Here is a 21,889-nt window from a genome sequence, read left to right on the forward strand (position 1 = left end):
GTGGCATGCAAACACAAGTAAAAAATATTCTTACCTGCTTAGTCCTGGTTATCATAAATGCTTCCATCAGCTCTGGGCAGACTACGCAGACCTATCCCAGATTAGCTGGCTATATTGGTATCGTGCATCCTATTGTCACTTTCAGTTCAGACGGCACGCACACCAACTTTAAAGACAGTTATACCGTTGGCATGCCTATTGGAATTAATATCTGGAAAAGTGCCAAAATCGGTTTCTCCAGCGAAATTGTCCCAATAATAAAGGCAACAAATAGTAGCAGTAAGGTTAGTAATGTACTTTTTCATCCGGGCATACTCGTTGCTCTGGGCAATGGTTTTACCTTTGCAGGACGTGCCGCTTTTGAAACGTCAGGACGTTACGGGCTGACCCCGGTTATCAATAAGACGGTAAAAAAGAATAAGGGCAGCAGTTATTTTGTTGCTGTTCCGCTTCCGGCAAGGTTCGGAAATAGTCAACCCTGGTCCTTTGGTATTGGTTTTCAGTTCGGTATAGCTTTCTAAACCATGGAAACACAACAACGTAAATATAATCTGGCTGATCTGGTCATTTATTTTCTGAAGCTGGGCACCTGGGGCTTTGGAGGCCCTGTTGCCTTGGTTGGATACATGAACCGAGATCTTGTCGAAAACAAGAGATGGCTTACCGATGAGGAATATAAAGAAGGTCTGGCTTTGGCACAGCTTGCACCGGGTCCACTTGCGGCACAGCTCGGCATATATATCGGTTTTGTGCACTATCGGTTTTTGGGGGCAACACTGGTTGGTCTCGCTTTTGTGCTGCCATCTTTTCTAATGGTAGTTGCACTTGGGATGGCTTATAAACTTTATAGCGGACTAAATTGGATGCAGGCCGTTTTTTATGGGGTAAGTGCAGCAGTGATCGGTATAATTGCCATTAGCTCATACAAGCTGACGATAAAATCCATTAGCGGGATAAGCATAAATGCAATACGTTCTAAACGGTTGCTCTGGCTGTTTTATCTGCTCGGTGTTGTTTTTACTGTAATTACCCAAAAAGAGGATATACTGCTCTTTACGGGGTGTGGTGTCATCTATATGCTGGTCAAAGCCCCTCCCAAGTGGATCAGAAAACCATCAGCATTGACTGTATTAGTATGGACAGGAACAGGTTTCTGGCAATATGAAGGCAAGACTTTACAGGAACTTGGCTGGTTCTTTTTGAAGGCTGGCGCTTTCGTCTTTGGCAGCGGACTTGCTATAGTGCCTTTTTTACACAGCGGTGCGGTCGATCAATATCACTGGCTGAATGAACAGGAGTTTGTCGATGCGGTAGCAGTGGCAATGATTACGCCCGGTCCAGTTGTGATTACAGTTGCTTTTATCGGCTATCTGGTGGCAGGCTTTACAGGTGCCTGTGTAGCAGCATTTGCTACCTTCCTGCCCTGTTACCTGTTTACGGTGGCTCTGGCTCCGTCATTTAGAAAGATAGCCAGGAACGCGAGCATTAAAGAGTTTGTGAACGGGATAACTGCAGTGGTAGTTGGCGCGCTGGTCGGTGCGGTGATCATTATTGCCAGCAGGGCAATTGTTGATGTACCAACTGTACTGATAGCTGTTGTTGCCGCCTTATTATTGATCTTCAGCAAGAAAATCAAAGAACCTCATATCATATTGTTGGCTGCCATAACCGGTTTACTGATCAGGGGTTTCTGACCAATGAACTATTCTTGTCATGCCATTTAAAGACAAAGCAAAAATACTAAAAATAAAAGCCCACCTTTCGATGAGTTTTGATCAGTAGCTTTGATCCAAGAATGAATTTATAGAAGATTTTTGCCAGCTAGCTAAAATGGACAAACTTCAAGATTAATTCGAATCTGTTTCGCGCTTGGATTTGGGAGATTAAACTGTGAAATTTTTTGCAGTTTACATGTGCTCGACCAATTCAATATTTGAGAGATGGCTTCTAATAAGAGTTAACGAGATTTATAAGGTGGTCGATGTCAAAAGGCTTCGAAAGATAGTCGTCAAAACCCAACTTTTTGAAAATTTGGCTTATGTCAGGATTACAGCTGGAGGCGATAAGACCTGTGCTTGGCAAAAGGGATCTGATAAGTCTGGATAATGCTAATGGACGCAAGTAATCCTGGAATAAGTCTAATATTACCAAATCAGGCTTAAAACTGGTGATCTTGCTACTTGGGTCTATATCGAATAAGGGAAAGGTTTAATGATGCATTTTGTTTCCATAAAGACTAGGCTAATCACCTCAAAAACGGAAACATCCGGTTCGTATAACATAATTCTTTTCATGGAAGAATACCGAAAAGATAATTCTGCCTCGTCCGGGCAGGAATTTTTAGGGATAAAGACAAGTTAGTCAAAATAATTTTACAACCCAAAGTTGTCCGGTATAAGTTCTGTGACTAGGTGATCGGAAAAAGAAATTACTTCAAGGTTTACAGCGCAATTTTTGTTTGTGAAATTGCAATCGATGGGCTGCTCAAGTATTCCAGCCACTATTTGTATTCTCAAGAAACACCCGTTTAATGATAGCAATCACTCCTCCCGAATTTTCTCACGATGGTGTTTTTGCAATCAAACTGCATGCCCAGGCTGCTATCCGCTAATTTTCCCCGAAAGATAGGCTCTCAGGTAGGGGGCAGTTCGGCTTGTAGCATTTCTGCTTACCTGGGCAGGGCTCCCGGTGGCTACAATCTTTCCTCCCTGGGATCCCGCGCCCGGGCCGATATCGATGATATGATCGCTTCCTGCCACCACGTGCATATCGTGCTCCACCAGCACAACCGTATTGCCAGCATCAACCAGGCGATTAAGTTGGGCCATCAGCCGCTCCACGTCGCTCGGGTGAAGGCCCGTCGTTGGTTCATCGAGGATATAAAGCGTGCTTCCGTTCTGCGCCCGCTGGAGTTCAGTAGCCATTTTAATCCGCTGCGCCTCGCCCCCAGAGAGTTCTGTGGCAGATTGTCCAAGCCTAAGGTAGCCAAGGCCGACCTCCCTTACCGTTTCAAGCGCCCTTGAAATGCCAGGTTCTTCATCAAAGAAATCGGCGGCCTCATCCACGGTGAGCTGCAGCACATCGGCAATATTTTTATCCTTATAGAAGATCTTCAGGGTATCCGCGTTGTAGCGTGTTCCCATGCAGACAGGGCAGGGGGTGTACACGCTGGGCAGGAACAGGAGCTCTACCATTACCTGTCCTTCGCCCTGGCAGTTGGCGCACCTTCCCTTGGCCACGTTAAAAGAGAACCGCCCTGCATCATAGCGCTTTTTCCTGGCCCCAGGCATGCTGGCGAACAGCTTCCTTACCGGATCGAAAAGACCTGTATAAGTGGCCAGATTGCTCCTCGGCGTTCGGCCGATGGGTTTCTGGTCTACCACCACCAGACGGCGGATCCCCTTGAGCCCTCCGGCAATCGCGCCCTTTACCATGTCCTCAGTCTGCTGCTCCAAAAGGTCCGTTCCGCTTTCCGCTTCAGCAGCTTCTGGCTTTTGCCCCAGCGCAGCCCCCACCAGTTCAACCAAAACCTGGGAGATCAGACTACTCTTACCCGATCCCGAAATGCCCGTTACGCTGGTCATTATCCCAATCGGGATGGCAACATCTAAATCCTTTAGGTTATTCTTGTGTACCCCTTCTAGTTCCAGCCACTGTTCCGGTTTCCTTTCCGCCTGTGCATTGGCTTTAGCAGATGGTGTTTTAGGATAGAGATAACCCGCTGTGATGGACGCTTTGCAGTCCTTGATCTTTGCCGCCGGGCCGTTATAGATCACCCTGCCACCATTTTCGCCCGCACCGGGACCAATGTCCACGATCCAGTCGGCATAGCGGATGACCTCAATCTCATGCTCGACAACAAAGATCGAGTTGCCATCCTGTTTTAGCCGGTCAAGGATATTGAGGAGCGCCCGAGTATCCGCAGGATGCAGTCCTGCCGATGGTTCGTCCAATACGTAAACAACCCCGAAAAGATTAGAGTGTACCTGGGTAGCAAGCCTAAGCCGCTGCAGCTCTCCCGGAGACAGCGTCGGCGTGCTCCGTTCCAGACTGAGATAACCCAGCCCTAGTTCCAGCATCACCGCTATGCGTGAATACAGGTCAGCTGCGATCCGCTGGGTAACCAGCTGTTTTTCCAGAGGATGCCTACTTGAATTATCCCCCCTAGTTGATCGCCGTGCATAAGGACCGAAAAGATCTTGCAGCACCTGGAGCGGTTGTCGGCTCATCTGGGCAATATCCAATCCCTCGAATTTTACCGACAGCGCCTGTTTTTTCAGCCTCTTTCCCCCGCAGACCGGGCATTCCCTTCCTATCATAAACGAAAGCGCGCGTTTTTTCATCAACTGGCTCTGACTGGTCGCAAAAGTCTGCAGTACATATCGCCGTGCGCCAATAAAGGTACCCATATAATCGAACTGTTTTTTTGCCCTGATTGCCCTTTGCACCTCTTGCAGGGTATACCCTGGGTAGACAGGAACCGAAGGCGATTCTTCAGTATACAAGATAAAGTCACGGTCCTTTTTAGAAAGCTGTTTCCAGGGAATGTCAACATCAATACCCATAGATGTTAAGATATCCCGCAGGTTCTGGCCCTGCCACGCAGTGGGCCAACTGGCAACCGCGCGCTCGCGGATAGTTTTTGTTTCGTCGGGAACCATGCTCCTTTCGCTCACCTCATATACTTTACCCAGTCCATGGCAGTGCCCACAAGCACCTTCTGGTGTATTGGGCGAAAAGCCTTCTGCATAGATGATACCCTGTCCACCTGGATAATCTCCGGCCCTGGAATAGAGCATTCGCAGCAAGTTGGAAAGGGTAGTTACGCTCCCCACTGTAGAGCGCGTCGAGGCTCCTCCGCGCTGCTGCTGCAGCGCAACCGCCGGTGGAAGTCCGGTGATGCTGTCTACCTCAGGGATCGACATCTGATTAAATAGCCTTCTCGCATAAGGAGATACGGATTCCAGGTATCTGCGCTGTGCCTCTGCGTAAAGGGTACCAAAGGCTAGCGAAGATTTTCCAGATCCAGAGACCCCGGTGAATACTACCAACTGGTCCCTTGGTATTTCCAAATCGATATTCTTTAGGTTATGTTCCCTGGCACCCCTGATAACGATGCTGGGTAATTTTTTATGTGAAGGCATATCTTGTTAAACAAAGCAAAGGGGATGCTAGTTTTTTTTGATTTCATCTAGGGGCAGAAATGTAAACATAAATTTAACTAAGACAAGATCCCCTGATGTTATCCATAGGGGATCTAGCCTTTTTATTTTTCACTTATTTAACTGCCAGCAAGGCAACCTTTTCGATTACCGGCGGCGTAGCCAGCAGTTCATCCGCATGGGCCATCAAAGCCTTGGCAATTTCTCCACCCAGATGTGCATCCCGCCCAGCTTCATCCGCAAAGGTATCGAATATACCGAAGGTAGACGGCGAGATCTGCAGCGCATACCAACGGATAGTTCCGGGTTCAGCTTCGGCCAAAGGCAGGGCACTTTTGATAAAATCTGCAACTTGTTGCTCTTTACCAGCTTTGGCCTCCAGGCGGGCCAGTAATGCTAATTTTTCCATTTTGTTTGTAATTTAAGGATTATCGGCGGCAAAAATTCCACCACTAAGAAAGCCTCACGAATAGTGCCAAGTTATAATATTAACTGTCAAATAATCAGATTATTAAAGGCTAATTTAATAAAGTGTCCTATGGAGGCTGAAAGGGTCTAAATCTTTAAAAAAAAATAAACATTTAATTTCACACCAGGTATTCAAGCAGAGATGAGATGCTCCCAAAAACGGCCACATATCCCGCACCAAACCGGACATTCTTGCCCAGAAGCCTACAATCAGCTTAATTACCTCTTTTGAGTTTTTGGGATATATGATCCCAACAATTATTCATTGAAGCCTTAGCCTGGATAAACCGGAATAAATTGACCCCATCTCGCCGGAATTAGATTTGCCGTAATTTTTTGAAAGTCAGCATATTATTGAATTGGCAAGATGGGGTCAAATAGATTGGTTTGTCCAGTAGGAGTCCAATTATTATTTAAGGCTTTCGTGTATTCCTGCTGTAGCTTATGAAGTAGCTTGGCTCTTTCTTTAATCGTTTTGGCATGATTTGGGAATATTGGTAAATTCAATTTGTTGCCATTATAAAATTTATAATGTTTTTTGTTATAGTAGAAATACACGTATGAACGTGAAGCTAAGTTGTCATTAGCAGAAATTTGTGGGGTTGTATACACGATGTTGTCGATTGTGCATATAAAATATTTAATCTTTCTTTCTAAAAATCCCACGAGAGAATGAAATAAAATTTCTCATTTGCAGAGCAGGGATGATTTTCAAAGTAAAGAAAAGATGTTAGGGGGGAGGATGAAATGCTGTAAAAGTGCCTTTAAATAGTAAATGCCCATCTTTCGATGAGCTTTTAATTAGTAGCGGGGAGCAGGATCGAACTGCCGACCTCAGGGTTATGAATCCTGCGCTCTAACCATCTGAGCTACCCCGCCGGGTAAATATTTACTTAATAACGTAAATACCGATGTGGTTATTTTTAAGAGCTGCAAATATAGAATAAATATACATTTTAATAAAAAGAAATGTGAAAAATACTTTAAGGCCTTAATGCTCAGTAAATTTAAATGAATTTGAAGTGCTTAAAATTGAAATACGCGCTTAAAATAGTGACAGGTTTCCTTCTTAATGTAGGGTAAAACGTCGCTTTCTGCAATTGGTTAAATTAAACAAAGCGGAAAACGTTCAACTAATTAACCGGTTGGTCACAATATGGTTTTTAATGCAGATCAGGCCAGAATATTGGTGACCAGGGTTATTTAACACTACAATAATTAGGTTTTCTGTTAGTTTAAGCATGGTTTTGGGTAAAAAAGGTTCTGTTTCAGGCTTTGGAACGTCTGTTTGATACAAAATAAGGTCGGCGCCGGACTTATTTAGTTCCAACGAGGGTGAAATAAGTGTCAATGAGGGTGAAATAAGTTCCAAACAGGGCTTATTTTGTGTCAACGAGGGGTGACAAAAGGTCGGCGCCGGACTTATTTAGTTCCAACGAGGGTGAAATAAGTGTCAATGAGGGTGAAATAAGTTCCAAACAGGGCTTATTTTGTGTCAACGAGGGGTGACAAAAGGTCGGCGCCGGACTTATTTAGTTCCAACGAGGGTGAAATAAGTGTCAATGAGGGTGAAATAAGTTCCAAACAGGGCTTATTTTGTGTCAACGAGGGGTGACAAAAGGTCGGCGCCGGACTTATTTAGTTCCAACGAGGGTGAAATAAGTGTCAACGAGGGTGAAATAAGTTCGAAACCGAGCTTGTTTAGTTCCAACGAGGGTGAAATAAGTATCAACGAGGGTAAAATAAGTATCAACGGGGGTGAAATAAGTATCAACGAGGGTGCAATAAGTACCAACAAGGGTGAAATATGTGTCAACGAGGGTGAGATAAGTATCAACGAGGGTGAAATATGTGTCAACGAGGGTGAAATAGACCCTTCCTAAAATAGCTTGATTGGCAGTGCGCCGTTTAGCGGTAATCAGGGTGATTTAAGCGATGTTCAATAAAAAATATTCCCCGGCAAACCATACAGGCCACCGGGGATGTATTTTACTATGGTTGTGGTGGCGTAAAGGTTTTTGCTTTTCGCTGTCCAGGGAAACGTTGACTAAGGTCGTCGTAAATGGCCTGCGATCCTGGCACGCTCGACCGGCTTGCACCCTTTACCGTATGATAGAAAATAAGGGCGGCTTCGTAAGCTTCGCTGCCAGCCGCCATTCCTGCATCTTCTACAGATGTAATCAGCGTATTTAACTGTTGAAAAATATCATACAGGATGGCGGCCAGTTCATAATCTTTTATGGGTTCTTCCAGGTCCATAAATATGGGTACCAGGCTTGGGTTATGCCTGGCATATTCCAGCGTTTTTTCGACGAAACTAAGGGTTTTGTTACCCATTTTTAACATCTTCCTGCGCTCTTCAGGTGCCAAACTAATCGTTAATACATTGTTTAGGTTGGCCTTAAATGCAAGTATTGCATCTGTGCTTTTTTGTACCTGCTCTGGTGTAATCACCGTCGAAATTCTGTTTTTCGAACTCATAATCCTGTTTTTTAAGTTATAAATAAATGTTAAGGCAAACGGTACCAATAGCGGCCAGGGCGGCAGGGTTTCGCCAAAAACGCTAACAAATTCTTCAAACGGAGCTTCAGCAAAACCGACTATACGGCCATGCTGCATTTGAAATTTATCTGGGATAAAAAATGGGATAATGCTTTCTACGGTGATTCCCGGTAAAACACAAGTGAATATAATTGTTTTTTAGGAAAAAAGAAAATGGGAATGGGTTTGGCGTCGGGCGTTTAGCGTTTCGCGTTAATTAACTGGTTTACAGTTTGCAGTTAATCAAAGTCAATGCATCCCCCTCAAGTTATCGTCATTTCGAGCGAAGTGCAACGCAGTCGAGAACCACGTAAGTGCTCAGCAAAGCTAAATCTATCGAGCAGATCTCTCCATTCCACTGCGTTCCAGTCGAGATGACGGCTCGTTTATTAAGTTGTAATCCTGAACGTAGTGGAAGTTTCTCGATTCCACTGCGTTTCTTCCGATAGTTATCGAAACTAGATGACATTACGTTTTATTGGAATCTATTAAGTACAAATTTTGCATTTCGGTATTCGAAATCAACTACATCAATCTTAACAATAAAACAATTAAGCAATGAACGAATGAAGGATAACAAAAGACCAATGAAAGAATGATAATTAACCAATGAGAAGTGAACCAATAAACAATAGCAAACAAACCAATGGCATTTGAAATGGAATCCGGCAATAAAACAATGAACCAATAAGCGGTAAACGAATGACAAATGAACGAATGACAAGTGAGCCAATGAGGGGTAAACCAATGACCAATGAACCAATGACAAGTGAACCAACGAGCGAATAAATCAACCAAATTAAGTAACTGTTGCAGATGTAGAATAAATTACCTTTCTTTAGAAAAATAATATTAAAAAATTCCGGAAATTATCCTGGTAGAGTACTAACATGGCAGAAAAGAAAAAATTTACACTCGAGTACGAAGTTAGATCGTCGCCAAGAATATTGTATAGTTTTATTAGTGAACCTAATGGCTTATCGCAATGGTTTGCCGATGATGTAAATTTCCGCGATCAGGTATATACTTTTACCTGGGATGATGAGCAGTTAAAGGCCAAAATGGTTTTGGCGAAAGAAAATAAACTGGTAAAGTTTAAATGGCTTGATGATGAACCTCAATGTTATTTTGAGATGGAAATTGTTCAGGACGAACTAACCAATGATGTAGCCCTCTCGATCACTGATTTTACCACAGACGAACTCCTTTCAGAGAAAAAATTAATCTGGGACAACCAGATCGATTACCTGATTAGCGTATTGGGTGCATAATATTAACTCGGCATTGTTTACCTTTGTAGGGTGAAAAAAATACATCTTCTATTAGTAAAAGCATTTATAAGGCCATTCATAGCAACGTTTTTTGTTATGATGTTCATCCTGTTGATGTTCTTCCTGTTTAAATGGATTGATGATTTAATAGGTAAAGGTTTCGAATGGTATACCATTTTAGAGCTGATGTATTATGCTTCGGCGGCAAATGTATCTATGGCTTTGCCACTTTCGGTACTGCTTTCGTCTATCATGACCTTTGGTACACTGGGCGAAAACTACGAACTGGTGGCCATCAAATCAGCAGGTATTTCACTGCAAAAAGCCATGCGGCCTTTATTTGTGGTGATTTTGATCCTTACCGTAAGCTCCTTCTTTTTTGCCAATTACATGCTGCCCAAGGCCAATTTAAAATTCGGCTCCCTGCTTTACGATATCCGTAATAAAAAACTTTCTTTCCTGATTAAACCGGGTGTGTTTAACAATGCCATCCCGGGTTATGCCATCCGTGTCGATTCAAAAGAAGAAGATGGTACGCTGCATAACATCATGATTTACGACCACAGGGAAAACAATGGCATTCCAAAAATTATCCTGGCGAAAGAAGGCAAAATGGGTAAAACTGCCGATGGTAAATTTTTGGTGCTGAACCTTAAAAACGGGGTACAGTATGAAGAACAGGCATCGAAAAACGGGATGTATAACCCAAGACAGATCTTCACCCGGAACCGTTTTAAGGAAACCGAACCCCGTTTCGACCTTTCTTCTTTTAACCAGAGCAGTACCGACCCGAATGCTTTTGGCAACAGTACACCCATGCTTAACTTAAAGGGTATTGTGAAAAAACGCGATTCGCTTACCAAACAGCTCGATACCATACAAACCAGGACCATGGCTAACCTGGTCAGTAACTTTAAGCAGTTTAATACCGCTGTGGGGTATACGAAGATAAAAGCCGTACCGAAAAAGATCGATGATGTAATACTGAAAGATATCCCTAACGGATCGCGGAAACTGGCGCTCGATAATGCTACCAATGTTGTTGCGGGTATGATGCAGCATATCCCCAACTGGGGGCCAAGGCAAACCGATTTAACAGGCGAAATTATTTTTACCACGGTAGAATACCAGCGTAAGTTTACCCTGGCGGCTTCCTGTATCCTCTTGTTTTTTATTGGTGCACCTTTAGGCGCTATTATCAGAAAAGGGGGCATGGGTTTACCCGTAGTAGTGGCCATCTGTTTCTTCCTCGTATACCACATCATTACCACGGTTGCCGAAAAATCGGCGCGCGAAGGCAACTTAAACCCGATATTCGGAATGTGGCTCGCCATCATTGTGCTCTCGCCACTGGCCGCATTTTTAACCTATAAGGCTACGGTTGATTCGGCACTTTTTGATGTAAATTACTACAAGGAACTCATCACTAAAGTGTTTAAAAAGAAGGCGAAATAAGCGCTATTTCCTTTACTTACAAATGATATTTTAATCCGAATAATGCTCAATAAGGTTGTACATTTGTATGGGTTTTTGCAACAACGTAAAACTACATTTAATGTACTTTACGCAAGCTTTGCCCCATAATGCTATATAAAATGCAAACAAAATTAAACACAATAGAAGAAGCCATCGCAGATATAAAAGCTGGTAAAGTGATTATTGTTGTAGATGACGAGAATAGAGAAAACGAAGGTGATTTTTTAACGGCTGCCGAAAATGCAACCCCCGAGATCATCAACTTTATGGCCACTTATGGTCGTGGTTTAATCTGTGCCCCTTTAACAGAAGAGCGTTGCAAAGAGTTAAACCTGAACCTGATGGTGGGCAAGAATACCGCGGCTTACGAAACCAATTTTACGGTTTCGGTTGATCTTGTTGGGCATGGTTGTACTACCGGTATTTCGGCCAGCGACCGTTCTAAAACCATGCTGGCTTTGGTTGATCCTAAAACCGATCCTGAAGAACTGGGCAGACCCGGACATATTTTTCCATTAATTGCGAAAGATGGTGGTGTAATCCGTCGTGCAGGTCATACCGAAGCTGCGGTAGATTTAGCCCGTTTGGCCGGAATGAAACCTGCAGGTTTACTGGTAGAGATTTTAAAGGAAGATGGCGAAATGGCCCGTTTACCGGATCTTTTCAAAATTGCAGAACAACACCAGTTAAAAATTATATCAATCGAAGACCTGATTGCTTACCGTTTAAAGATAGACAGTTTAATCAAACAGGAAGTAACCATCGATTTACCTACCGCCTGGGGCGATTTTAAAATGACTGCTTATACGCAGCTGGATAATAATGCAACCCACCTGGCGATTTCTAAAGGAAGCTGGAATGCCGATGAACCGATTCTGGCCCGTGTACACAGCTCGTGCGTCACCGGCGATATTTTCGGTTCGTGCCGTTGCGATTGTGGTCCGCAGTTACACAAAGCTTTAGAGATGATCGAGAAAGAAGGCAAAGGTATTGTGGTTTACATGAACCAGGAGGGAAGGGGTATTGGCCTGATTAATAAATTACGTTCGTACAACTTACAGGATGCCGGTTTCGATACGGTAGAGGCAAACATTAAGTTAGGCTTTAAAGGCGACGAACGCGATTATGGCGTAGGTGCACAGATCCTCCGCTCAGAAGGGGTAACCAAAATGCGTTTAATGAGCAACAACCCAACCAAAAGGGCCGGCTTAATAGGTTATGGTTTAGAGGTGGTAGAAAATATTCCGATCGAGATTGCAAGCAACAAACATAACGAGCGTTACCTGGCCACCAAAAGAGACAAAATGGGGCACTCGATTATGAAAGGATAAGGATTGAGTCTGGCGTATTGGGTTTGGCGTTAGGCGCTTCCAAACATAATGCCAATATCAGGATAGTAATAAAAAAGCCAGTGATTGAATTGATGTTCAGTTACTGGCTTTTTTGGTTTTATGTAGGGGTTTTCCCCATGCGGGGCATCTCACTCGCGGTCGTCATTTCGAGCGGAGTGCAACGAAGTCGAGAACCACGAAGTGCTCAGCGAAGCTAAATCTATCTCGAGATAGATCTCTCCGCTTCGCTTTGCTCCGGTCGAGATGACGAGTTTTCTATTGGAGTCTGCCATTTGTAGCGTAGTCGAAGGGTAAGCAATTACCAATTAACCAATTTAAACAATTAACCGGTTAAAAGCTTTCTTTATCAGATCCTGAAATAAATTCAGGATGACGTGTGGCGGGAGTAAACCATTGCAATTCCGAAACCTGTTCCATTTTGTCCGTCGCGAATCAACCTCCCAGTGTGGGTCATCCTCCCACGCAATTCGTAATTTCGAGCGGAGTGCAACGAAGTCGAGAAATCTATCTCGAGATAGATCTCTCCGCTTCGCTTTGCTCCGGTCGAGATGACGAATTTTCTATTGGAGTCTGCCATTTGTAGCGTAGTCGAAGGGTAAGCAATTACCAATTAACCGGTTAAAAGCTTTCTTTATCAGATCCTGAAATAAATTCAGGATGACGTGTAGCGGTAGTAAACCAATGACCAATGGCCAATGACCAGTGAACCAATGCCCAGTGAACTAAACCTACCTTCTCTCTTTCCCTTTACTCTGATTAATAATCGCGTCCTTATTGATCGATTTATTCGTTTTAACAGGGGCTTCGCTTTGTTTACGCTTTAAATTACGGCGGTACGCACCCGAAATTTTCTGGATAAACTCTTTAAACGTATCAAACTGTTGCGTGTACAATAAACCGAACGAAGTTACATTCGCCGTCGGACTGATTCCGCTGTTTAAGAAAATACTTTGCTGGGTGGGTGGTTTGTTGGCCGCTTTGATTGTTAAACTACCATCTTTCCTTAATAAAAATAAGGCCTCAACCTCTCTACCTACGTTATTATCGCCAAAGTTGATCAGGGTGAAATCGTTTACACTGTTCCTGTCTACAATACCTGCGTTGATAATTAAACGGTCGTTAAAGAATTTGAACGATGCATTTGCCTCGCTCAGTGAGCGCACGTTTAAATCCACAAAGTTTAAATTTAACGACGACAGTACATTGTTAAACTGGTTAAATACCAGTTCGGTAGCTGTACTGGTTGCGGTAGAACTCAGCTGGTTTCCGATCGATTCTCCACCATTACCAGGCGCAAAACTCCTTCTGATAATTAAACTGAAAGCCTGTAAATTCAGGTTGTTCTGGTCGCTGAAATAAGTCTGAAGCTCCTCTTTGATCGATGGCTGTGAAGGGAAATTGATGTCCAGTTTAATATCAGGTTTTAGCAGTAGTCCGGTTAATCCCATCTCTACTTCGGTATTTACCCGCTGGTTGGCATTGCTACTCGCATCGCGGTTAGCTGCTTTATATAAATCGTTCAAACTTGCCCTTAAAGCATATACTGCCCTTAAATTGATCTGTGCAGCCGTAGGATTACCCGTCCAGCGGATGGTTCCGCCCTGCCTGATGTCGAACTTCTTATTAATAACCTCCTGGGCCGTAAAATCAAAACTTCCGGTTTCAATAATGTAATCGCCCGACATCTCGAAATCGCCAAAACTATTGATGTTCAGGTTCAGTTCAGCATTACCTTTGCCACTCAGGTTACCCAGTGTGGTATAAATATTTGCTGTGGTATTCGGGTCGATGGTGAGCTTGAACGTAAGCGTAATACCATCGAAATTGGTCTTTTTCTTTACAACAACAGAAGAATCGCGACTCACAAAATTGATGAAATCTTTATCGGAGATCGTTTCCGAACTGTTTAAAGGCAGGTTAAAAACCGTTCCTTTTTCGGTTTTCGCCTTAATATCAATTTTCATCTTATTCGTTGGTCCCGTAAAAGTAAATACCCCGGTACCATAAGCGCGGCCATAATAAACCGAGTTGTCTTTAGCTGTCGTATTCAGGGCCATTAAATTATTGGCTTCCACCTTTACATTTAAAGTAGGGTAATTGATGTCGTTTAAATCAACAGTACCTTCTTTTACGGTAGCTTCGTGGCCTTCCAGGTCGTTTATTGTAAAGTTATTTAATTTGATTACGCTGTTGTTTACCTCTACCTTATCGGTAATTACATAGGTAGTTTTCAGGTAGTTTACCATCAGCTGTCCCTTATCCAGGGCTACACTTCCGTTAATCTCCGGTTTATCAAACTTCCCTTTAACGGTTAAATCAGCAGAGATGTTTCCTTTTAAATTCGATACCAGCTCTTTTACAAAAGGCTCCAGGATGGTGAGTTTGCTCTCGCTCATTTTAAGTCCGAGGTCTATTTCTTTCTCTTTAAGGTCGAGGTTTCCCGTAAGTTTAAAAGTTTCCGAATCGTCTGCTACCACGCGGGTAAACACATTTATTTTTTTGCTCTCGTTATTGTATGATGAGGTATCGGTTAAGGTTCCGATGTAAATATCATTAAAGTTCAGGGAGTCGATTTTTAAATCGTCGGTTACCCTTGGGGCTTTTAACACGCCGTACAAATCCGTTGTTCCATTGGCATTTCCGCCCAGCTTAACACCAAAACCTTTGGTAAAAGGGTTAAGTGTTTTGAGGTTAAAATCTTTAAAACCTACGCTGATGAGGTCTTTCGGGTCTTCCGAAATCAATCCATCAATAATCAGTTGCTGTTTTCCGTTGGTGAGGTCGAAGTTGGTGATTTCTGTTTTACCATTGTTCAGCACAATACGCACTTTCTCCTGGATACGCCATTCTTCATTATTGATTTTCAGAATAGATGGCAATATGCTCAGGCGGGCCGTAGTATCCTGGTTTTTCGTAAACTCTACCAAACCGTTCAAATCGAGCTGATTGGCCTCATCCGAATTCGACATCTTTACGTTAAAAGCCAGACTATCGCTCCGCAGGATGTTCGAAATGTTGACATCTTTAATAAATAAACTGTCGTTAATCTGCACTCGATCGGAAGTTACAATCAGCTGGAGCTGTTGCGTGGTGGTGTTTTCATCCAGGATGATGTTGTTTACCACAATGCCGTTGTATTTCAGTTTCCGCACAAACCCGTTTAAGGTGGCCTTATTGTTCCTCGAATCAAATTCGCCGGTTAGCGTTGCGCCTTCTTCCAGTTCTAAACCAGGCGCGAAAAGCTGTGCCAGCGGTTCGAACTTTTTAACCATCAGGTTAAACTCAAAAATCTGATTTTTGTATTTGATAATATCCGCCTGTAAAGATGGGATATAGGTTTTGGCAATCGCTTTGTAATACGAAACAATAGAATTGAGGTCGTATTCGCCTTTAATGTTCGCATCTAGAATATCTGAGCGGATATCCAGCACACGGTTGGCACCGGTACCATTGGCCGTAAGCTGAACCGAATCTACACTATAGGTACCCTTAGGGTTTTTTAAACTGATTTCTTCGATTAATAATTTGCCTGAAATGTTATTGAGGTTCGTACCCGAAAAGTTGGTGGTAAACTTGGCGTCAACCATCAGCGAATCTTTCAGCAGTTTTAAGGCTTTCAACTTCGCTTTAGAAATGGTTGCATTAAAATTGAATACCGGTAACTTAGGGTTCAGGTTTACACCACCATCGAAAACCAGTTTTACATTACGGTCGTTAATGCTCAGTTTGCCGTCAAAATACTTTTTATCAAAAGTTCCATCAATCTTCACATTGTGGTAACGGTAATTGTTAAAATCGATATAATCTACATCGCCATTTATTTTCTCGGTGAGGTCTTTAAGCTCCGTTCCGCGGCCTTTTACATATAATGAAGAACTAATACGTCCCAGGCTTTTCTCATCAAGCAGGTTGCCGATATTGAAATCGTATGTTTTTACATTACCGGTGTACGAAGGCACATCGTTTTTGTCGATCTTCATGTTCACATCCGAAACAATACGGCCCAGTTTGGTCTTAAATTCGCCGTAAGCAATAAAATCGTTCTGGAAACCCGTAAAACTCCCGTTAAAGTTAATATTGCCGAATTTGTTAACAATAGCGGGTATCATTTTCTTTTTCGTATTGGTAATACCACCCAGTACCTCATCAAGATCGGTTTTATTCGTGCCCGCCATTTCGATGTTCAGGTCCATAAAAGTTTCTCTCCATTTTGGTAGTCCCTTTATAATGAAATCACCTTTAATGTGTGTGGCTTTTCCTGTTCTGATGGATAGTTTTTTGGCTTTAAGGTTGTTTACCAAGCCCGTAATTTGTCCGTCTACATCCAGGTCGAGCTTCATTGTATTCAGCTCCGGGGCAAAAAAGGCAACATCCCTGGAGGTAATGTGGCTATCTTTAAAAATAGCCTTCATCCTCACATTATCAACATAGTGGTTAAAATCCCTGTAGCTTTTAAACCGCATCTGGTAATAATCCGTTAAACGGCTCTGGTTGGTTTCGAGCAGGAGGTTTTTTAATTCTATTGCATTGCTATCGATGGTGGTTTGGGCGGTAAGGTTTTTCAGGTAAAATCCGCTGCGCTCTTTAAAGGTGAGGTTTTTGATATTGGTTTTAACCAGGTGGTTTTTCATATCAAGCCCTTCAAAAATACCGCTCAGTTGTTTAACGTCAACATTATCAAAGTTTACACTTTTGCCTTGTGAGATGTCTTTTGCATTGTAATTGATATACCTGAAAGCAAATTTGTTTAAAATCAAACGGCCCAATTTTACATCAAAAGGTTTGCTCTTCTTTTTCTTTACAGTAGGTTTACCAGAATCGAAGTAGTTAATGATGAAATCGAGGTTAGAAGACTTATCTTTGAAATCCTTTAGGAAAAACTGCCCGTTATTGATCTGTACGGTATTGATATCGATAATCTTTTTATCAATTGATAATTGATTGATATCCACCATAAATTGTGGCGTGCTGAGTAGAGTGTCTTTTTGTAAATCCAACACCAATAAATCTTCCAGTACTACGGATTTAAAAGGTTTGATGTAAAGACTCTTGATTTTTATGGTAGTTTTGAGCTCTTTTGATAAGTATGCAGCAGCTTTCTGCGCAAAATAAGTTTGAACAGGCTTAAATTGCAGCGAGAAAATAATAAGCGCGAGCAGCAAAATTATTGATGCGATTACCCAAAGGAGTATTTTAAATAGTTTTTTAATAATTTTGCAGCTTAAATATTAATAATTTGTCTGTTATACTTGCTATTGAGTCCTCTTGCGATGATACTTCCGTTGCTATTTGTAACAACGGCAAAATTACTGCCAATGTTATTGCAAACCAAACAATTCATCAAAATTATGGTGGTGTAATCCCCGAATTGGCATCGAGGGTACATCAACAGAATATTGTGCCTGCCGTACAACAGGCCTTGATTAATGCCAATGTAACAAAACAGGACATAAATGCCGTTGCCTTTACACGCGGTCCTGGTTTATTGGGATCGTTATTGGTTGGCGTTTCTTTTGCAAAATCTTTTGCATTAGCCCTAAATGTACCTTTAATTTCTGTGAATCACATGCATGCGCATATTTTAGCGCATTTTATTGATGATCCTAAACCTAGTTTCCCTTTTCTGTGCCTTACCGTTTCGGGCGGCCACACACAGATTGTACTGGTGAAAGATTATTTCGACATGGAGATTGTGGGCGAAACCCTGGATGATGCCGCGGGCGAAGCTTTTGATAAAACGGCTAAATTGTTAAACCTGCCTTATCCCGGCGGACCATTGGTTGATAAACATGCTAAAATGGGCAATCCTTTGGCGTTTAAATTTGCCGAGCCACAAATTGCCGATCTGAATTTTAGTTTCAGCGGTTTTAAAACTTCCATCCTGTATTTCATCAGGAAACAGGAACAACAGAATCCTGATTTTATTGCCGAAAACCTGGATGATATCTGCGCCTCGGTTCAGCATAGCATTGTTCAGATTTTGTTAAACAAGTTAAAGAAAGCTGCAAAACAGTATAATATAAAAGAAATTGCCATTGCCGGTGGGGTTTCGGCAAACTCTGGCTTAAGAGACGGATTGCAGAAAACGGCTGATGAGTTGGGCTGGAATATTTATATCCCTGCCTTTCAGTACTGTACTGATAATGCGGGTATGATTGCCATTGCAGGATACCATAAATTTTTGAAAGAGGATTTTGTAGGACAGGACGTTTCGCCGATGGCGAGAATGGAGTTTTAATAAGGTGGTTAACTGGTTAATTGTTTAAATCGGTTAACTGTTAGCCCACGCCTTCGACTACGCTCAGGGGAGGACTGTGTTATGATGATAATTGTTAAATTGAAGGATTGTTAAATTGCTAAAGCAAATTGCCAACTGTAAACTGATTAATTGGTATTGATTCAGTAATGATTGGTTTGTTGGAAATTGATAATTGGTCATTTGTTCTCGCCAAATCGTCATTGCGAGGAGGCTTTTTCAGCCGAGGAAGCAATCCTAATACGATAGAAAATTGAATAGCTAACTGGCACTGAAAAGATCCTGAAACAAGTTCAGGATGACGATCATGAGGGGAGTATAAAATAACAGAGTAAGAAGATTGCGGAAAATACTTCTCCGTGTTATCTGTGCCTCCGTGGCAAAGGATGGCGATCGCGAGGGGAGCGTAAAGTAGCGGAGCAAGAAAATTGCGGAAAATACTTCTCCGTGTTATCTGTGCCTCCGTGGCAAAGGATGGCGATCGCGAGGGGAGCGTAAAGTAGCGGAGCAAGAAAATTGCGGAAAATACTTCTCCGTGTTATCTGTGCCTCCGTGGCAAAGGATTGCGATCGCGAAGTGAGAGGGCATGAAATAGAGAGAAAGAAAATTGCGAATCCCTCTCTGTGTTCTCTGTGCCTCCGTGGCGAAAAAAATAAAAACCGGCAGATATTACTGCCAATAAACCTTCCGGCTTCGGATCTCCGATACCGGAATTAAAAATTATATATGACTGGAGCATCGTTAATATTTTGGATTGTTTGTGCGATACCGCTTATCGGTATCATTTACTGGTTAATCAGGAAAGATAAAAACAAACTCAAAGGAAGTTGGGGCGTGATTATTTTAGGCGCACTGGTTATTGCTGCACTTTTGGTAATTGTATATGTTACCAAAGACTTTGATACTGTTTTTAGCCAGAATTAAATAGCTTGTTTTAATTCTTATTTAGACCTATTCGATTTAGTGTCTATTTTCTATCTTTGCCAAAATTTAAGATAGATGAAAAAAATTATACTAATCGTTACGGTCTTGCTCTGTAATCTTCTTATTGTGCGTGCACAGAATATTAAGATAGAAGGGCATGTTAAAGACAAAAAAAGCGAAATTCCTTACACAACTTTATCGCTGTTGGGACAAAAAGTTCAGACAGATAGCAGAGGTTATTATTCTTTATATATCAGGAGTGGTGTTCCTGTTAGTATCAGCGTAAATGCTGTTGGCCATAAAACATTTTCACAGTATATTCCCGCCATAAAAAACGATACCACCATCAATATCGCGTTGGAAGCTGTTGCCAATACACTTGGTGATGTGGTGATTTCTACTTCAAGAAAACCCGAAGATATTAAAAACGTTACCACTTCGGTAAGTATCGTAAACAAGAAGAAATTGGAGCGTGAAATTGCCATTACACCCGATTTAAGTACCATTCTGGCTAACCAGGTTCCGGGTTTTGCACCAACTGCACAAACAGGTAATAATGTGGGCCAGAATTTGCGCGGCCGTCCGATGCTGGTCATGATAGACGGGGTTTCACAATCTTCACCATTAAGAAATGCGGAGGTTGATTTAAGATCGATTGACCCGTCGGTGCTGGAGCGTATCGAAGTGGTAAAAGGGGCAACTGCTATTTACGGCAACGGCGCTGCCGGTGGACTGGTAAATTACATCACCATGGTGCCTGATACTGCTGCGAAATTTGCAGGTAAAACCCAGATCAACCTGAACGGATCGCTGGTGAAGGTTAAAAACTCCGAAGGCGGCCGGATTAACCAGATGTTTTATGGAAAGCTTGGTAAGTTTGATTATGTGGTGAGTGGAATGTATGAGCAAACCGGTGAATATAAGGATGCAAAGGGCGATGTGGTTGGGCCTAACTATAGCTTAGGCGAAACAGACAGCTATAATGCTTTTGCCAAACTGGGTTATGCACCTGCCAAAAATCAGCGTATACAGCTTACCTATAATACTTACAGCAGCTTGCAGAACAGTAACTTTACTCTGGTAAACGGTAATCTGGCAACGGGCCAAAAAGCGACCGGTGTATTGGGTAAACCACTTGGTATCCCAACAGGGGTTAATTACAACCACAATTTAAACCTATCGTATAAGATAGACAGCACTTTCCTTAATTCGAGTTTAAATGCTGACGTTTATTACGAAACCCGTAAAGATGTATTTTATGTTTCTTTGGGGCGCTTTGATGGTGGCGACGGACAATCTTTGGCTAAAAACGATAAAAAAGGCGCAAGGTTATTTTTGGAAACGCCATTGCTGAACCTCGACTTTTTAAAAGCCAGGATTGCCTACGGAGCTGATTTTATGAAGGATAAAACGGCACAACCTTTGGTTGATGGCAGGGTGTGGGTACCAACTATGGATATGACCAATATTGCTCCTTTTGCACAGGCGAACTTTAATATTTTAAACAACCTGGTATTTAAAACCGGTTTGCGCTACGAAAACGTAAATATTGCAGTTGATGATTACCGTACCCTGCGGACTACCGGTACCAACAATACCACCATTACGCCATCTTTTGATGTAACAGGAGGAAATTTGAAATACAGTACCTACCTTTTTAATGCAGGTTTAAGGTATAATAAATTTAATGTTTTTAGTCCTTTCGTGAGCTTCTCTCAGGGCTTTTCTGTAATGGATATAGGCCTGGCCTTACGTGATGCTAAAGTGAACAGCATCGATAAGATTAATACCGATGCCGTAAAAGTTAATAATTATGAAGCGGGTTTCGAAAGCAGGATTGCTGGATTAACTTTCTCCGCTTCGGCTTACATCAGCACTTCTAAACTAGGGATCGAAGTGGTTTACGATCCGGCTACGGGTTTGTTTAATACCGCCAGAAACCCTGAAAAAATATATGGTTTTGAACTTGCTGCCGATTACCGTTTGCTTGATGCCTTGAGTTTATCGGCGAGTTATAGCTATACCGAAGGAAAACGTGATATTGACAAAAACGGTAAATTTAACGACCCGGTAGATCTTTACCTTAACGGACGCCGCATTTCTGCCCCAAAGATTACAGGATCAGTTACCTATAGTCCGTTAAAGGTATTAGACTTGACATTGAATTATACCGGCATCAATTCGCGTAACAGGTTTGAGAAAAATGCCAGTGGCGTATATAATGGAAATGAAGGTGCCGTAAAGGCATATCATTTATTCAGCTTTGCCGGAATTTATCAGGTGAAAAAGAATACCAAACTTACGCTAGGTATCGACAATATTTTTAACCAGGATTATTTCCCTGCAAGGGCACAATGGTTTATGCAACCGGGTTTTTATTCGAAAGGAAGGGGAACTTCGGTAAACTTTGGCATTTCGGTTAGTTATTAACCAGATTCT

12 protein-coding genes and 1 tRNA gene are annotated in these 21,889 nt (G+C 42.4%); 8 read left to right on the top strand and 5 right to left on the bottom strand.

The window, feature by feature from the left end; genetic code table 11:
* Positions 1–5 precede the first annotated feature (5 nt).
* Together DRW42_RS19040 and DRW42_RS19045 are read left to right on the top strand one after the other, a co-directional pair.
* Entirely contained in the window at positions 6–521 is a 516-nt protein-coding gene (locus DRW42_RS19040) for a hypothetical protein (RefSeq protein WP_113950420.1), read from the top strand.
* A 3-nt stretch (positions 522–524) separates the two neighbouring features.
* Complete coding sequence (locus DRW42_RS19045) at positions 525–1,694, top strand: chromate transporter (RefSeq protein ID WP_113950421.1); 1,170 nt, start codon at positions 525–527, stop codon at positions 1,692–1,694.
* Between the two features lie 906 nt (positions 1,695–2,600).
* Here the strand turns inward: DRW42_RS19045 and uvrA are convergent.
* From uvrA to DRW42_RS19085, 4 genes are all read right to left on the bottom strand, one after another.
* Positions 2,601–4,925, bottom strand: coding sequence for an excinuclease ABC subunit UvrA (gene uvrA / locus DRW42_RS19055; RefSeq protein WP_244215318.1), 2,325 nt, complete (start codon positions 4,923–4,925; stop codon positions 2,601–2,603).
* Between the two features lie 352 nt (positions 4,926–5,277).
* Complete coding sequence (locus tag DRW42_RS19060) at positions 5,278–5,571, bottom strand: putative quinol monooxygenase (RefSeq protein WP_088300351.1); 294 nt, start codon at positions 5,569–5,571, stop codon at positions 5,278–5,280.
* 864 nt (positions 5,572–6,435) lie between these two features.
* Positions 6,436–6,509, bottom strand: a tRNA-Met gene (locus tag DRW42_RS19070).
* Positions 6,510–7,622: 1,113 nt separating this feature from the next.
* Positions 7,623–8,249 carry a hypothetical protein gene (locus tag DRW42_RS19085; protein WP_113950427.1) on the bottom strand — a complete coding sequence of 209 codons (627 nt, stop codon included), beginning with the start codon at positions 8,247–8,249 and terminating at the stop codon, positions 7,623–7,625.
* An 812-nt stretch (positions 8,250–9,061) separates the two neighbouring features.
* On the opposite strand from DRW42_RS19085, the gene DRW42_RS19090 reads away from it, so the two are divergent.
* The 3 genes from DRW42_RS19090 (at position 9,062) to DRW42_RS19100 (ending at position 12,249) form a co-directional block, all read left to right on the top strand.
* Positions 9,062–9,442: an START-like domain-containing protein gene (locus DRW42_RS19090; RefSeq protein WP_113950428.1), complete on the top strand. Its 381-nt coding sequence runs from the start codon at positions 9,062–9,064 to the stop codon at positions 9,440–9,442.
* Between the two features lie 30 nt (positions 9,443–9,472).
* Complete coding sequence (locus DRW42_RS19095) at positions 9,473–10,897, top strand: LptF/LptG family permease (RefSeq protein WP_113950429.1); 1,425 nt, start codon at positions 9,473–9,475, stop codon at positions 10,895–10,897.
* Positions 10,898–11,037: 140 nt separating this feature from the next.
* Positions 11,038–12,249, top strand: coding sequence for a bifunctional 3,4-dihydroxy-2-butanone-4-phosphate synthase/GTP cyclohydrolase II (locus tag DRW42_RS19100; RefSeq protein WP_113950430.1), 1,212 nt, complete (start codon positions 11,038–11,040; stop codon positions 12,247–12,249).
* 749 nt (positions 12,250–12,998) lie between these two features.
* Here DRW42_RS19100 and DRW42_RS19105 read toward each other — a convergent pair.
* Positions 12,999–17,432 carry a translocation/assembly module TamB domain-containing protein gene (locus DRW42_RS19105; protein ID WP_113950431.1) on the bottom strand — a complete coding sequence of 1,478 codons (4,434 nt, stop codon included), beginning with the start codon at positions 17,430–17,432 and terminating at the stop codon, positions 12,999–13,001.
* Between the two features lie 74 nt (positions 17,433–17,506).
* Here DRW42_RS19105 and tsaD point away from each other — a divergent pair, with 74 nt between their 5' ends.
* From tsaD to DRW42_RS19120, 3 genes are all read left to right on the top strand, one after another.
* On the top strand, positions 17,507–18,508 hold the full coding sequence (gene tsaD / locus DRW42_RS19110) for a tRNA (adenosine(37)-N6)-threonylcarbamoyltransferase complex transferase subunit TsaD (RefSeq protein ID WP_113950432.1): 1,002 nt from the start codon (positions 17,507–17,509) through the stop codon (positions 18,506–18,508).
* A gap of 744 nt (positions 18,509–19,252) precedes the next feature.
* Positions 19,253–19,450 (top strand): hypothetical protein, encoded by a 198-nt coding sequence (locus DRW42_RS19115; RefSeq protein WP_113950433.1) that lies wholly within the window; start codon positions 19,253–19,255, stop codon positions 19,448–19,450.
* A 75-nt stretch (positions 19,451–19,525) separates the two neighbouring features.
* The gene (locus DRW42_RS19120; RefSeq protein WP_113950434.1) at positions 19,526–21,880 is read left to right on the top strand and encodes a TonB-dependent receptor; all 2,355 of its coding nucleotides are present in this window, start codon (positions 19,526–19,528) and stop codon (positions 21,878–21,880) included.
* Positions 21,881–21,889 lie beyond the last annotated feature (9 nt).

The sequence above is a fragment of the Pedobacter miscanthi genome, from assembly GCF_003315595.1.
In the GTDB taxonomy this organism is placed as follows: domain Bacteria; phylum Bacteroidota; class Bacteroidia; order Sphingobacteriales; family Sphingobacteriaceae; genus Pedobacter; species Pedobacter miscanthi.